The following is a 12,507-nucleotide window of genomic DNA, read 5'->3' as shown; positions in this document are numbered from 1 at the left end:
CCCGCCCTTGCGATTCCCAGCTCCCGATTCCCCATTCCCGGCACGATGCGCACCGACAATGCCACCACGCTGTTCGCCGAGGGCGCGGTCAGCACGTTGCGGCTGATCGTCTACCTCGCCGGCGCGATCGGGCTGATGGTGCTCGACCATCGCGGCAACTACCTCGAGTCGCTGCGCCGCGCGGGCGGCCTGCTGATCGAACCCGTCTATCGCATCGCGGCGCTGCCGGCGAACCTCGCGCGCGCCACGCGTACCGCGGTCGCGACGCAGGACCAGCTCGCCAGCGAGAACCGCGCGCTGCGCGAGCAGCTCCTGTTCGCGCAGGCACGCCTCAACCGCCTCGACGCGTTGGTCGCGCAGAACGCGCGCCTCAAGGACCTGCTCGATGCGCAGAAGAACCTCGGCCTCGCCGTGCAGTTCGCCCGCCTCATCAACGTCGACCTCGACCCCTATCGGCACCGCATCGTGCTCGACGTCGGCGCGGGCCAGGGCATCGACGTCGGCCAGCCGGTGATCGACGCGCAGGGCGTTATGGGCCAGATCGTCGAGGTGCTGCCGAACAGCTCGATCGCGATGCTGATCACCGACGCGACGCACGCCATCCCGGTCGTCGTCGAGCGCACCGGCCTGCGCACGATCGCCTACGGCAACGGCGAGATCGACAAGCTGCAACTGCCGACCATCCCGATCAGTGCCGACATCAAGGTCGGCGACCGCCTGCTCACGTCCGGACTCGGCGGGCGCTTCCCGGCCGGCTTTCCCGTCGGCGAAGTGCGTCAGGTCGGCCAGGACAAGAGCGGCATGTTCATCGCTGCGGTCGCGCGGCCCGCCGCCGCACTCGATCGCAGCAGCGAAGTGCTGCTGCTGCGCGACCAGCCGCAGCCGTACGGGCCGCCGGCTCCGCTGGAGGAGGTCGGGCCGCCGGCCGAGCTCGCCGGTCCTGCGCCATCGTCGCCGGCGCCCACGCCATGAGCCGCCTGCGCGCGCGCACCTGGCTGTTCGCCGGCAGCATCGCCTGCGCGTTCCTGCTGCAGCTGATGCCGCTGCCGCTGATGTTCGAGCCGCTCAAGCCGTACTGGATCGGCCTCGTGCTCGTCTACTGGGCGATCGAGACGCCCGAGCGCGTCGGCCTCGGCTTCGCCTTCGCGATCGGCGTCGTCGCCGACCTGCTCGTCGGCGAACTCCTGGGCGAGCAGGCGCTGCGCCTGCTCGTGCTCACCTTCATCGTGCTGCGTTTCCGCGCACGCCTGCGCTTCTTCCCGGTAGGGCAGCAGTCGCTCGCGCTGCTCGCGCTGCTGCTCAACGACCGCATCGTCATGCTGATGGCGCGCGGTTTCTCGGGCGAGCCGATGCCGGCGGCGACGTTCTGGCTCTCGCCGTTGACCGGGATGGTCGCGTGGCCGTTCCTGTTCCTCCTGTTCGACGACCTGCGCGCCCGCCTGCGCGCGCACGAATGACGGCTGGCCGATGCGCATGCGCCGCTCCCGGTTCCGCAACGGCGGCTACAAGCCGCTGAAGGAAGCACGCCAAGAGGAAGCGCTGTTCCGCCGTCGCGCACTCGCCGGCTTCCTCATCATCGTCGCCTGCCTCGCCGCGCTCGGCGTGCGTTTCTCGTTCCTGCAGATCGAGCGGCACGACGAGTTCAGCGCGCGCTCGGAGGCCAACCGCGTGCTCACGCGCCCGCTCGCGCCCGCGCGCGGCCTCATCTACGACCGCAACGGCGTGCTGCTCGCCGAGAACGTCGCCGCGTTCCGCCTCGAGATCACGCCCGACCAGGTGCAGGACCTGCACGCGACGATCGGGCGGCTCGGCGAGGTCGTGCCGATCAGCGAGGACGACATCGAGCGCTTCGACGCGCTGCGCAAGGGCAAGCGCTCGTACGAGGGAATGCCGATCCGACTGAAGCTCTCGGAGGAGGAAATCGCCCGGTTCTCGGTCAACCGCTGGGCCTTCCCCGGCGTCGACGTCGTGCCCTACCTGACCCGCTCGTATCCGCTCGGCGAGGAGTTCGCGCATACCGTCGGTTACGTCGGCCGCATCGACCAGGCCGATCTCGCCAAGCTCGACAAGGGCGACTACGCCGGCACCACCCACGTCGGCAAGACCGGCATCGAGCGGTACTACGAGGACCGCCTGCACGGCGAGGTCGGCTACGAGAAGATCGAGGTCAATGCCGACCATCGGCCGATCGGCGAGCCGCTCGGCCGGGTCGCGCCGAAACCGGGCGAGAACCTCTACCTCAGCATCGACGCACGCCTGCAGGAGGCGACCGAAGCCGCGTTCGAGGGGCGGGCCGGCGCGGCCGTCGCGATCGATCCGCGCAATGGCGAGGTGCTCGCGATGGTCAGCGTGCCGAGCTTCGATCCGAACCTTTTAGTCAACGGCATCGCCAGCGTCGACTACGCCGCGTTGCTCGAGGCCGACGACAAGCCGCTGCTCAACCGCCTGCTGCGTGGCAACTATGCGCCGGGCTCCACGATGAAACCGTTCGTCGGCCTTGGCGGCCTCGAGCTCGGCCTGCGCCGTCCCGAGGATACGGTGCTCTCGACCGGTGAATTCTTCATCCCGGGCCAGTCGCGCGCGTATCGCGACGACGTGCGGGGTGGCCAGGGCCGCGTCGACCTCGTGCAGGCGATCGCCAAGTCGGTCAACACCTACTTCTATTCGCTCGCGCTCGACATGGGCATCGATCGCTTCAGCGGGTTCATGACGCGTTTCGGCTTCGGCCAGCCGACCGGCATCGACCTCATGGGCGAGGGCAGCGGCGTGCTGCCCTCGCGCGAATGGAAACGCGGGCGCTTCAACCAGCCCTGGTACCCCGGCGAGACGGTGATCGCGGGCATCGGCCAGGGCTACTGGGTCGTGACGCCGCTGCAGCTTGCCAACGCGGTGTCGACGCTCGCCGCGCGCGGCGTGCCGCACACGCCGCACCTGCTGCGCGCGGTGCAGCGCGGCGTCGACGCCAAGGTGGAACCGGTGCCGCTGCCGCCGCCGCGCAGGAACGTGATCGAGCGCGCCGCGAACTGGGCGGCGGTGCAGCAGGGCATGACCGAGGTGATGCGCAGCGGCACCGCACGCGGCATCGATGCCGGCTTCCCGTATCCGATCGCCGGCAAGACCGGCACCGCCGAGCGTTATTCGCGCACCGGCACGGAATGGACGAGCATCAGCGCGAGCCCGATCGAGCGCCACCAGGTGCTGTTCGAAGCGTTCACGCCCGCCGACGACGCGCGCATCGCGGTGATCGTCGCGCTCGAGGCCGGGCGCAGCGGCGCGCACGACGCGGCGCCGATCGCGCGCAAGATCCTCGACGCCTGGCTGCCGGGCGACCAGCAACGCCAGGCCGAACTCGCCGCCGCCGGCCAGCAGGGAGCGGCATCGCCGTGATCGACGAACTCTTCCACGAATGGCGGCATCGCCTGCTCTCGATGTGGCGAAAGCCACGCCTCGACCTGCCGCTGTTCGGCGCCCTGCTGCTGCTGATGGGGATCGGTCTCGGCACGCTGTACAGCGCCGGCGACAAGGATGTCGGCCTGGTCGTCTCGCAGGGGTTGCGCTTCGTGCTCGGCCTGCTGCTGATGACGATCATCGCGCGCGTGCCGCCCTTGACCCTTCGCAACTGGACGCCATGGCTGTACGCGGCGAGCGTCGCGCTGCTCGTGATCGTCGTCATCCACGGCGAGGGCCGCGGCGCGAATCGCTGGCTCGACCTCAAGGTCGTGCGCTTCCAGCCTTCGGAGCTGCTCAAGCTCACGATGCCGATGATGATCGCGTGGTATCTCAACGGCCGGCCGTTGCCGCCGGGCTGGACCACGCTCGGTGTCGCCGGCGCGCTGATCGCGGTGCCGGCGGCGCTGATCGCCAAGCAGCCCGACCTCGGCACCGCGCTCCTGATCGTCGCGAGCGGTGCCTTCGGCATCTTCCTGTCCGGGCTCGCCTGGTGGCGCATCGGTGCGCTGCTCGCGGCATTCGCGGGCATGGTCCCGGTCGCCTGGCACTTCCTGCACGACTACCAGAAGAACCGCGTGCTCACCCTGCTCGATCCCGAGGCCGATCCGCTCGGCAATGGTTGGCACATCATCCAGTCGAAGATCGCGGTGGGATCGGGCGGCGTGTGGGGCAAGGGATGGCATCACGGCACGCAGTCGCGCCTGGAATTTCTGCCCGAACACACGACCGATTTCATTTTTTCCGTATTCGCCGAGGAATGGGGGCTGGTCGGCGTGCTGCTCCTGCTCGCGCTCTACGTATTCATCATCGCGCGCTGCCTTTGGATCGCCGCCGAGGCGAAGGACACCTACGCGCGCCTGCTCGCCGGCGCGATCAGCATGTCGTTGTTCGTTTACGTGATGGTCAACGGCGGCATGATCACCGGCATGCTGCCGGTGGTCGGCGTGCCGTTGCCGCTGGTGAGTTACGGCGGCACGTCCGCGGTGTCGCTGCTCGCTGGCTTCGGCGTCCTGATGTCGATCCACGCACACCGCAAGGCGCTCGCGAGCGCTTAGTATACGAGTTCACCGTCGGGAGACTCGACATGGTCCGCTCGTTCATCTTCGCATCAGCCTTGCTCGTCGCGACCGCCTCATCGGGCATGGAACTGAGCCCCGATGGATCGGGCCAGGTGCTGCTGTTTCCGTACTACACGGCCAGTGATGGCCAGGACACGCTCGTCACGATCGGGAGCCTCGGTGAACACGCGCAGATCGTGAAGGTCCGTTTCCTCGAGGGCTACAACAGCCGGCCCGTGCTCGATTTCGACCTCTACCTGCCCGCCAACGAAATCTGGGTCGGCGCGGTGACGAAGGCGGCGGACGGTCGCGCGATGCTGCGTACCCCCGCTTCGACGTGCACGGTGCCGGCGCTGCCCACGGCCGGGGCGGTCTTCAGCACCGCGCAGTTCGACGGCAGCGGCGGGTTGCCTGCCGACGCGGGTCCGCGCGGCGTCGAGCGCACGCGCGAGGGATTCATCGAGGTCATCAGCGGTGGAACGATCGCTTCGGAGACGTCCACCTACAGTGCCATCGTCGGGCTCGAACGCACCTGCACACCGCTGCCGGGGTCGCTGTTCGAGGACATCGACGGGCCTGGGGAGACGATCTACGGCACGGCTGCCGTGATCAGCGTCGGCTTGGGCCTGTATTACGCCTACGACGCGACGGCGCTGGACGGCTTCTCGCCCGATCCGCTGTACTCGCCGGCGATGGGTCCCCTCGACCCCTCGCTCGCGAACGCGGGCGGACACCTCGCGGGCGCCGATGCGTCGATTCCCGGTTACGGGCTCGTGCATTTCGACCGCAAGATTGACGCGGTCAGCGCCGTGCTCGCGAAGTCGATACTGTACAACCAGTACGTCGCGCCATCCGCGCTAGGTGCGAGGAGCGACTGGGTGGTCTCCATGCCGACGCAGCGCTACTACACGGACCCGGCGATATCCGGCAGCACGACGGCGCTACCACCATTCGACGAGGTGTTCCATGCGCCCGGTGTGGCGCCGCTGAAGTTCGTCGACCCAACGATCTATGACCGCCTCGGAAACCCATGCCAAGGCGACTACTGCCAGTACGAAACGGAGTTCCATCTCGATCGTGCCGTCAACGTCATCGCGTATGCGACGCCGCAGCAAGCCGAAGCAGGCGCCTCCGGTGTATTCGCATCGCGCCTCGCGACGTACCTGTACCCGTACCAGGAGTCGGGCCATACGCGGCTGCAACCGCGCTATTTTCGAGCGATGGAAGGGGTCGACCTGAGTCCCTCGCAGCAAGGTCACGTCTGCGTGTCCGGCGTGCCCGCCGTGGGCTTCCTCGCCTACAACCTCGTCAACGCCAATGCGCAACCCGGGCGCCTTGCCAACTACGGCGGCATCTACCGCGATCAGTGGTACGGCGCCGGGGTCAGCCCGCGGGATGGGCAATGGATACACGGGTGCAACCCGAACGAATGAGTGGACGGGACCGCTGCTGTGCGCATCGCCCAGCAGCGGTCCAGGATCACAGGCAGTGGAGCAGCCCGTCGTAGACCGTGAGCGGCGTGCCCGGCAGCGGCGTGTCCAGCGGGTCGTCGCCGGCGAGCGCAGAGAGCAGCGCCTCGATCGTCGTGTGCGGTGCGATCGGAATCGGGCACTGCCAGCTCGGCTGCTGCACGTCCAAGGCACCCGTGGCCGGGTCGATGTCCTCGTTGCTCGCCGCGAACGACCACACGCAGCCGCCGATCCGGCCCGAGCCGCGCTGCACCGAACACTGGAAGCGCAGCGGCGTGATGTTGCTGAAGTCGCCTTCGCAGAAGGTGTCGCCGCAGATGTCGTCGAAATCGACGGCAAGACGCGCGCGCAGCGAGTACCAGGCTTCGAACTGCGCGTCGGTGGTGAAATAGCTGTAGGGATCGGTGTAGGTCACGCGATGCGACTGCGCGTGGGCGGAGCCCGCGGCGGCGAGCAGCATGGCGAAAGCGGCGATGAAGCGACGGAGCATGGTGTCCTCCCTGGACGTTGCGCGACGCGGCCACCATGGCGGCGCCGGAACCCGTACAGCTTCCGCTCGCGGGGGGACGCGCGCGACCCGGCGGCGGCGCGGCGGCGCGTAGGACATCCGCGTGCCGTGCGTGCGACGGCGTCGTGGCGAGCCGTGGGACGCTCGCGCGCATACCGACAGGCCGACGCGCGTCCCGGGTGCGCGCGGCGGGACTTGCGCGTTGCGCTTGAATGCCCAACTCGCTCGAGCCCCGCGTTCGAACGCCGTGCGCGATCCGGTCGCGCGGCGTGGCGCGATGGTAGAGTAGGCGCATGCAGGCATTGCTTCGCGCCGCGCGCGCTCATCTGGTCCTCGTGTCGATCTGCCTGCTGGGCGCCGGTCGCGGCATCGCTGCCGCGGCGAATGGCGATGTCGCTGCGCTCGGCGCCGACGAACGCGCGTTCGCGGCCGAGGTCGCGCGCGAGGGTGGGCCGTCGGAAGCCGATGTGCTCGCGACGCTCGCGGGTGCCAAGGTGCAGCAGTCGATCCTCGATGCGATCGCACGCCCGGCCGAGGCGACCAAGCCCTGGAGCGCCTACGCGCCGATCTTCCTCACCGACAAGCGCATCGACGACGGCGTCGCGTTCTACCGCGCCAATCGCGAGCTGATCGAGCGCGTCGGCAGGGAGCACGGTGTCGCACCGGAGATCATCGTCGCGATCATCGGTGTCGAGACGAGCTACGGTGCGAACACCGGCAAGTACCGCGTGCTCGATGCGCTGGCGACGCTCGCGTTCCACTATCCGCCGCGCAGCAAGTTCTTCCGCGGTGAACTCAAGCAGTTGTTCCTGCTCGGTGACGGGCATCTCGCCTATCCCGTCGATGCCCTGCGCGGCTCGTATGCGGGCGCGATGGGCTGGGGCCAGTTCATGCCGACGAGCATCGCCAAGTGGGCGAAGGACGAGGACGGCGACGGCCGCATCGACCTCTGGGGTTCGTTGCCGGACATCACGGCGAGCATCGCCAACTATTTCGCCGAGCACGGCTGGCAGCAGGGACAGCCGGTCGCGGTGCGCGCGCAGCCTGCGGCCGATGCGCGCGTGCTGCCCGATCCCGGCCTCGACCCGGTTTATCCGCTGCAGCAGATGGAAGCGTGGGGCTATGCGCCGCTCGAGCGCATCGACGCCGACACGCCGTCGACCCTGCTCAAGCTCGACGGCGAGCATGGCGTCGAATACTGGCTCGTGTTCGGCAATTTCCGCGCGATCACGCGCTACAACAAGAGTCCGTTGTACGCGATGGCCGTGTTCCAGCTCGCGCAGTCGATCGCGCGCGGGGCGGCGGCGCCGTGATGCGCTGGCGCATCGCCGCCTGCGCCGGCCTGTGCCTCGCGCTCGCGGCCTGCGCCGGGCATCGTACCCGCGGCGACGCGGGCGCCTCGCGCGCGCCGCCGCGCGAGAACGCGCGGCTGCCCAACGACACCTCGCGGCCGCAGTCGGAGCGCTATGCCCAACATGCCGACGACGGCCCCGCGGCGCCGCCGATCGACGTCAGCAAGATCCCCGAACCCGTGCCGAAGGCGGAACCGCGCTCGCGCTACGGCAACAAGGAAACCTACAGCGTGCTCGGCCGCACCTATCGCGTGTTGCCCGATTCGCGTGGCTACGTCGAACGCGGCATCGCCTCGTGGTACGGCAACAAGTTCCACGGCTACATGACGTCGTCGTTCGAGCCGTACGACATGTACGCGTTCAGCGCCGCGCACAAGACGCTGCCGCTGCCGAGCTACGCGCGCGTGACCAACCTCGACAACGGCAAGAGCGTGGTCGTGCGCATCAACGACCGCGGCCCGTTCCACGAAGACCGCATCATCGACCTCTCGTACGCGGCCGCGGTGAAGATCGGCGTATGGCCGAAAGGCACCGGTCGCGTCGAGGTGCGCGCGCTCGATCCGGCGCGTCCCGACGAGCTGCCGCCGTCGCGTGTCGCCAAGGCTCCGCCACCGACCGATCGTGATGCTCCCGTTCCGGCCCGGGTGCCGGCCGCCGCCGCACCTGCTTCCAGCCCTCAGCCCTCGGCGCACAGCCGTGAACCCCGCATCTACCTCCAACTCGCCGCGTTCGGCGAGCGCGCCAATGCCGAACGCGCGCTCGAGCAGGCGAGGCGAGCGGGGCTCGACCAGGCGGGCATCGAATCGGTCGCGGACGCCGGACGCACCGTGCATCGCCTGCGCATCGGTCCGCTCGCCGACACGGAAACGGCCGATGCGCTCACCGCGCGCATCGAGCGGCTCGGCTTCGGCGTGCCGCGCCTCGCGATCGAGCGTTGAGCCGCGTTGCGCCTGAACGGTTCGCATCCGCGCCCTCGATTCGCCCGTGTATTGACCGATGTGCTCTGCGACAATCCGAGCTTTGTTGTTAGCCGGACCCGACCTCGCGATGAAGCTGCCGTTCCTGTTCGCCCCCGCCGTCCTCCTCGCCCTCGCCGGCACCGCCGTGCGCGCCGATCCGCCCGCGCCCGCCACGCAGGCGCCCGCCGCGGCCCCTGCGTTGCCGACCCCGCAACCGGTCGCGAAACCCGCGCCGGCCGCGCCGGTGCCGGGCATGGGCGCGGGTCCGACGCCGCCCGCGCCCGCGATCGACGCGAAGAGCTGGGTGCTGATGGATTACGCGAGCGGCCAGGTGCTCGCCGAGAGCAACATGGACCAGCGCGTCGCGCCCGCGTCGATCACCAAGGTGATGACCTCCTATGTGGTCTCGGCCGAGATGGCGCAGGGCAAGATCCATCTCGACGACCAGGTCTTCATCAGCGAGCGCGCCTGGCGCTCCGGCGGCGCCGGCACGGACGGCTCGACGAGCTTCCTGCAGCTCAACAGCAAGGTCGCGCTCAAGGACCTGCTGTACGGCATGATCATCCAGTCCGGCAACGACGCCGCGATCGCGCTGGCCGAGCACACCGCGGGTTCGGAGGAGACCTTCGCCCAGCTCATGAACCAGTACGCGGCGAAGATCGGCATGACCGGCACGCACTACGTCGACGCGAGCGGCTTGCCCAACCCCGACCATTACACGACCGCGCACGACGTCGCGCTGCTGTCGCGCGCGCTCATCCACGACTTCCCCGAGGAATACAAGATCTACGCGATCAAGGATTTCGAGTGGAACGGCATCAAGCAGCACAACCGCAACACGCTGCTCTGGCGCGACGAGACCGTCGACGGCATCAAGACAGGCCACACCTCGGAAGCCGGCTTCTGCCTCGCGACCTCGGCCAAGCGCGGTGAACAACGCCTCATCGCGGTCGTGATGGGCGCGCCGAGCGAGAAGCAGCGCGCCGACGACAACCAGGAACTGCTCAACTACGGCTTCCGCTTCTTCGAGACGAAGAAGCTGTACGCGGCGAACGCGCCCCTCGCGACACCCGAACTCTGGAAGGGCGCGGTCGCGACCTTGCCGCTCGGCGTCGCCGAGGACGTGCTGGTCACGTTCCCGCATGGTCGCTACAACGAACTCAAGGCGAGCCTCGAGATGCCCTCGCGCCTGGTCGCGCCGATCGGCAAGGGCCAGCAGGTTGGCACGCTCAGGGTGCAGCTCGACGACAAGGTGCTCGCGCAGCGCCCGCTGATCGCGCTCGACGAGGGCGCCGAAGGCGGGTTCTTCAAGCGCCTCGGCGACGGCATGTGGATGTGGTTCAAGGGCGACGCCGGCGCGAACGTGTCGTCGGCAGCGCCGAAGGGTGAATGAGCCGCCGCTCGCGGCGACGTTGAAAATCGCCGCGCGCGCCGTCATCTCGGGGGCATGGACGAAGCGCCGCACACGATGCGGCGCTTCGCGTTTCGCGCGCCGTCATGGCCGCGCTTGCCCCGAACCCATGGATCACCGATGCTGACCGCAATGAAAGACCTCGACGACATCCGCCCGCAGAGCCCGGACCAGGGCTTCCAGTTCCCCGGCGTGTTCGAAATCAACGCGATGGGCAGTGCATCGGCCGAGCTGGAACGCAAGGTCGGCGAAATCCTCGAAGGCCTCGGCCTCAGCGTGCTCGCCGGATCGCAGCGCGTGCGGCCCTCGCGCGCGGGCAACTACGTGTCCGTGTCGGTGAGCTTCACCTGCCCGACGCGCGAACTCTACGACGCCGCGCACGCGGCGCTGCGCGCCGATCCCGCGGTGCGCTGGACGCTCTGACGCAAGCGCATCGCTGCGGGGGAAGTGGCGTCAGCCGCGATGCCTCCGCAGGCCGACGGCGGCACGCGCTGCGCGCGTACCGCCCTACGGGACGAACGCCGCGGCTTGCGCCGCTTCCTCCATGACAGCGTGTAAGGCCTTGGCCCACCGTCGCGAAGAGCATCGCGGCTGAAAGCCGCTCCTACTGCTTCGCGGCGGCCTTTTTCTCCGCCGGCGATTGCCAGTCCGCGGGCGGCTCGAGCGTGCCCTTGCGCTGCATCGCGAGGCGCATCGCCTCGATCTCGCCGTGCGCGATCGAATCACGCAGGTAGGCGAGCGCCTCCGCGGACGTCGAGAGGCCGCGCATGCCTTCCTGCCACCAGTCGAGGCGGCGCGCGCTCGCGATGTCCGCCGCGGTCATCGCATCCTGCTTGCGCAACAGCGCGAAGCCGAGGCGCGTACCGATCAACGTATCCGAGCGATCGGACAGGGTCCGGCCGATCGTCACGCAATGCGGCGATTTCTCCGCGCAGCTTTTCATGAGCGCGGCAAAAGACTCGCTGCCCCCCATCGCGCTCATCGCTGCGAACACCGAAGCGGCCATCGCGGCGCGGTCGTCGGCGGGGAGCGCGACCTTCGCCGAGTCCGGCTCCGTCGAGACGAACCCGGCGAGATCGAGATCCGCGGGTGGCGGAGATTTCCTGACCGCCGCCAGCCACAAGTCAACGGCTTCCTTCACATGCTGTGAATGGCGGCGGCCCGATGCCATGCGCTCGAGTGTCTGCTTCGGCTCGATCGACGTGTCTGCGAACGACAGCGCCCAGGCCGCCGCATTGTCCGGTTCGAGCCGCTGCACACGGGTGCGCGCCGGTGCATCGCCCTGCGTGGCGGCCATCCACTGCACGAAGGCGTCATTGGGGTGCGCCGCGGCGAAGTCGGCCAGCGCGGTCTTCGCGTCGGCTGCGGGATCGGCGCCGGCATCGGACCTCGATGTGGCCGCGACCATGATCGCGCGCATCGGCGCCGACGCGAGCGCCAGCACGCGCGTGCGCGCGTCGCTGCTCGCTTCCATCACGTCGAGCAGTTCGCGGGAGTAGTTCGCCCACGTGTGGGCCTGCGCTTCCGCTTCGGCCATGCGCGCCGTGTCGTGCTTCGCATCCCAGCCAGAGGGCGGCGTCGCGGGTTTGCCGAGGCGCTGGAGCCGGCGTTCCGTCGCCGCGACGTCGCCCTTCGCGCCGCGCCAGTCGGCAGCGATATCTGCCGGGGCGTCGGCAACCGCTTCGGAATTGCTCACCGGATTGGCCGAATTCGCCTTGAGCCAGTCTTGGCGGCGCTGCAGGTCGGCGAGGTCGGACGGCGTCGCGCCCGCCGCGGCGAGCATCTCGAGGCCCGCATCGCGCAAGGCGAAGCTGCTGCCCTTGCCGGCGAGGAGCACGCCTGCATCGACGCACCAGCCGAGGCGCTGCCACGTGCGTTCGCTGTCGCCATTGGGCGTGCATGCCTGGGCGAGGGCGGATTGGACGGGTGAGGCGCGATAGCTGGTCTGGTTCAGCGCGCCGAGCAGCGCACGCTCGGTCGCGGGCGCCTCGCTCCACATCGGAAGGACGAGGTTGCCTTCCGGATGCGCCATGTAGATCTTGCGCCATTCGGCGATCTCGTCGCCGAGATGATCGTCGGCGCGCGTCGCCGAGGCCATGCGGGCGAGCGCCTCGTCGAGCGCGGCATCGTCGTGTTTCGCCTGAGCGAGCGCGACCGCGTACTGCAGCGCGCCCGCGTTGTCCGGTTCCAGGCGCACGAGGCTGGCGACCTCGGCGACCGGCCACCGCGTCGGGCCGCACTGGCTGCTGTAGTAGCTGCCGGCGTCGGCGGCCATCCACTGCACGAAGGCGTCCTGCGGC

11 protein-coding genes are annotated in these 12,507 nt (G+C 69.2%); 9 read left to right on the top strand and 2 right to left on the bottom strand.

Translation table 11 applies throughout. The annotated features are described in order from the left end of the window. The first annotated feature begins 45 nt into the window (after nucleotides 1-45). Genes mreC through ACTHK2_RS06050 form a run of 5 tightly spaced genes read left to right on the top strand, consistent with a single transcriptional unit; the run spans nucleotide 46 to nucleotide 5,941 of the window. Nucleotides 46-972: a rod shape-determining protein MreC gene (mreC, locus tag ACTHK2_RS06070; protein ID WP_440244802.1), complete on the top strand. Its 927-nt coding sequence runs from the start codon at nucleotides 46-48 to the stop codon at nucleotides 970-972. Continuing rightward, nucleotides 969-1,457: a rod shape-determining protein MreD gene (mreD, locus tag ACTHK2_RS06065; RefSeq protein WP_440244801.1), complete on the top strand. Its 489-nt coding sequence runs from the start codon at nucleotides 969-971 to the stop codon at nucleotides 1,455-1,457. The genes mreC and mreD overlap by 4 nt, the downstream gene beginning before the upstream one ends. Before the next feature lie 16 nt (nucleotides 1,458-1,473). Continuing rightward, nucleotides 1,474-3,387 (top strand): penicillin-binding protein 2, encoded by a 1,914-nt coding sequence (mrdA, locus tag ACTHK2_RS06060; protein WP_440244800.1) that lies wholly within the window; start codon nucleotides 1,474-1,476, stop codon nucleotides 3,385-3,387. After that, on the top strand, nucleotides 3,384-4,505 hold the full coding sequence (rodA, locus tag ACTHK2_RS06055; RefSeq protein WP_440244799.1) for a rod shape-determining protein RodA: 1,122 nt from the start codon (nucleotides 3,384-3,386) through the stop codon (nucleotides 4,503-4,505). Before mrdA ends, rodA begins: the two co-directional genes overlap by 4 nt. Nucleotides 4,506-4,534: 29 nt before the next feature. Further along, entirely contained in the window at nucleotides 4,535-5,941 is a 1,407-nt protein-coding gene (locus ACTHK2_RS06050; protein ID WP_440244798.1) for a hypothetical protein, read from the top strand. Nucleotides 5,942-5,987: 46 nt separating this feature from the next. On the opposite strand, the gene ACTHK2_RS06045 is transcribed toward ACTHK2_RS06050, so the two are convergent. Then, nucleotides 5,988-6,467: a hypothetical protein gene (locus tag ACTHK2_RS06045; protein ID WP_440244797.1), complete on the bottom strand. Its 480-nt coding sequence runs from the start codon at nucleotides 6,465-6,467 to the stop codon at nucleotides 5,988-5,990. Between the two features lie 311 nt (nucleotides 6,468-6,778). Between ACTHK2_RS06045 and mltB the strand changes: the two genes are divergently transcribed. From mltB to ACTHK2_RS06025, 4 genes are all read left to right on the top strand, one after another. Next, nucleotides 6,779-7,798 (top strand): lytic murein transglycosylase B, encoded by a 1,020-nt coding sequence (mltB, locus tag ACTHK2_RS06040; protein ID WP_440244796.1) that lies wholly within the window; start codon nucleotides 6,779-6,781, stop codon nucleotides 7,796-7,798. Then, nucleotides 7,798-8,775, top strand: coding sequence for a septal ring lytic transglycosylase RlpA family protein (locus ACTHK2_RS06035; protein WP_440244795.1), 978 nt, complete (start codon nucleotides 7,798-7,800; stop codon nucleotides 8,773-8,775). Before mltB ends, ACTHK2_RS06035 begins: the two co-directional genes overlap by 1 nt. Before the next feature lie 115 nt (nucleotides 8,776-8,890). Beyond that, nucleotides 8,891-10,189, top strand: a complete 1,299-nt coding sequence (locus tag ACTHK2_RS06030; protein WP_440244823.1) for a D-alanyl-D-alanine carboxypeptidase family protein — start codon at nucleotides 8,891-8,893, stop codon at nucleotides 10,187-10,189. Between the two features lie 138 nt (nucleotides 10,190-10,327). After that, the gene (locus tag ACTHK2_RS06025) at nucleotides 10,328-10,630 is read left to right on the top strand and encodes a DUF493 family protein (protein WP_440244794.1); all 303 of its coding nucleotides are present in this window, start codon (nucleotides 10,328-10,330) and stop codon (nucleotides 10,628-10,630) included. Nucleotides 10,631-10,811: 181 nt separating this feature from the next. Here ACTHK2_RS06025 and ACTHK2_RS06020 read toward each other — a convergent pair. Next, the coding region (locus ACTHK2_RS06020) for a hypothetical protein (protein ID WP_440244793.1) at nucleotides 10,812-12,507 on the bottom strand (1,696 nt) is incomplete at its 5' end.

Source organism: Dokdonella sp., from assembly GCF_051958935.1.
GTDB lineage: Bacteria > Pseudomonadota > Gammaproteobacteria > Xanthomonadales > Rhodanobacteraceae > Dokdonella_A.
The sequence above is the reverse complement of the archived record's forward strand: the minus strand, read 5'-3'. Positions and strand labels throughout refer to the sequence as shown.

Bases quoted from the DNA above. Each gene is read 5' to 3' on its own strand.
- mreC (WP_440244802.1), top strand. From the start codon at position 46: ATGCGCACCGACAATGCCACCACGCTGTTCGCCGAGGGCGCGGTCAGC.
- mreD (WP_440244801.1), top strand. From the start codon at position 969: ATGAGCCGCCTGCGCGCGCGCACCTGGCTGTTCGCCGGCAGCATCGCC.
- mrdA (WP_440244800.1), top strand. From the start codon at position 1,474: ATGCGCCGCTCCCGGTTCCGCAACGGCGGCTACAAGCCGCTGAAGGAA.
- ACTHK2_RS06050 (WP_440244798.1), top strand. From the start codon at position 4,535: ATGGTCCGCTCGTTCATCTTCGCATCAGCCTTGCTCGTCGCGACCGCC.
- ACTHK2_RS06045 (WP_440244797.1), bottom strand. From the start codon at position 6,467: ATGCTCCGTCGCTTCATCGCCGCTTTCGCCATGCTGCTCGCCGCCGCG.
- mltB (WP_440244796.1), top strand. From the start codon at position 6,779: ATGCAGGCATTGCTTCGCGCCGCGCGCGCTCATCTGGTCCTCGTGTCG.
- ACTHK2_RS06035 (WP_440244795.1), top strand. From the start codon at position 7,798: ATGCGCTGGCGCATCGCCGCCTGCGCCGGCCTGTGCCTCGCGCTCGCG.
- ACTHK2_RS06025 (WP_440244794.1), top strand. From the start codon at position 10,328: ATGCTGACCGCAATGAAAGACCTCGACGACATCCGCCCGCAGAGCCCG.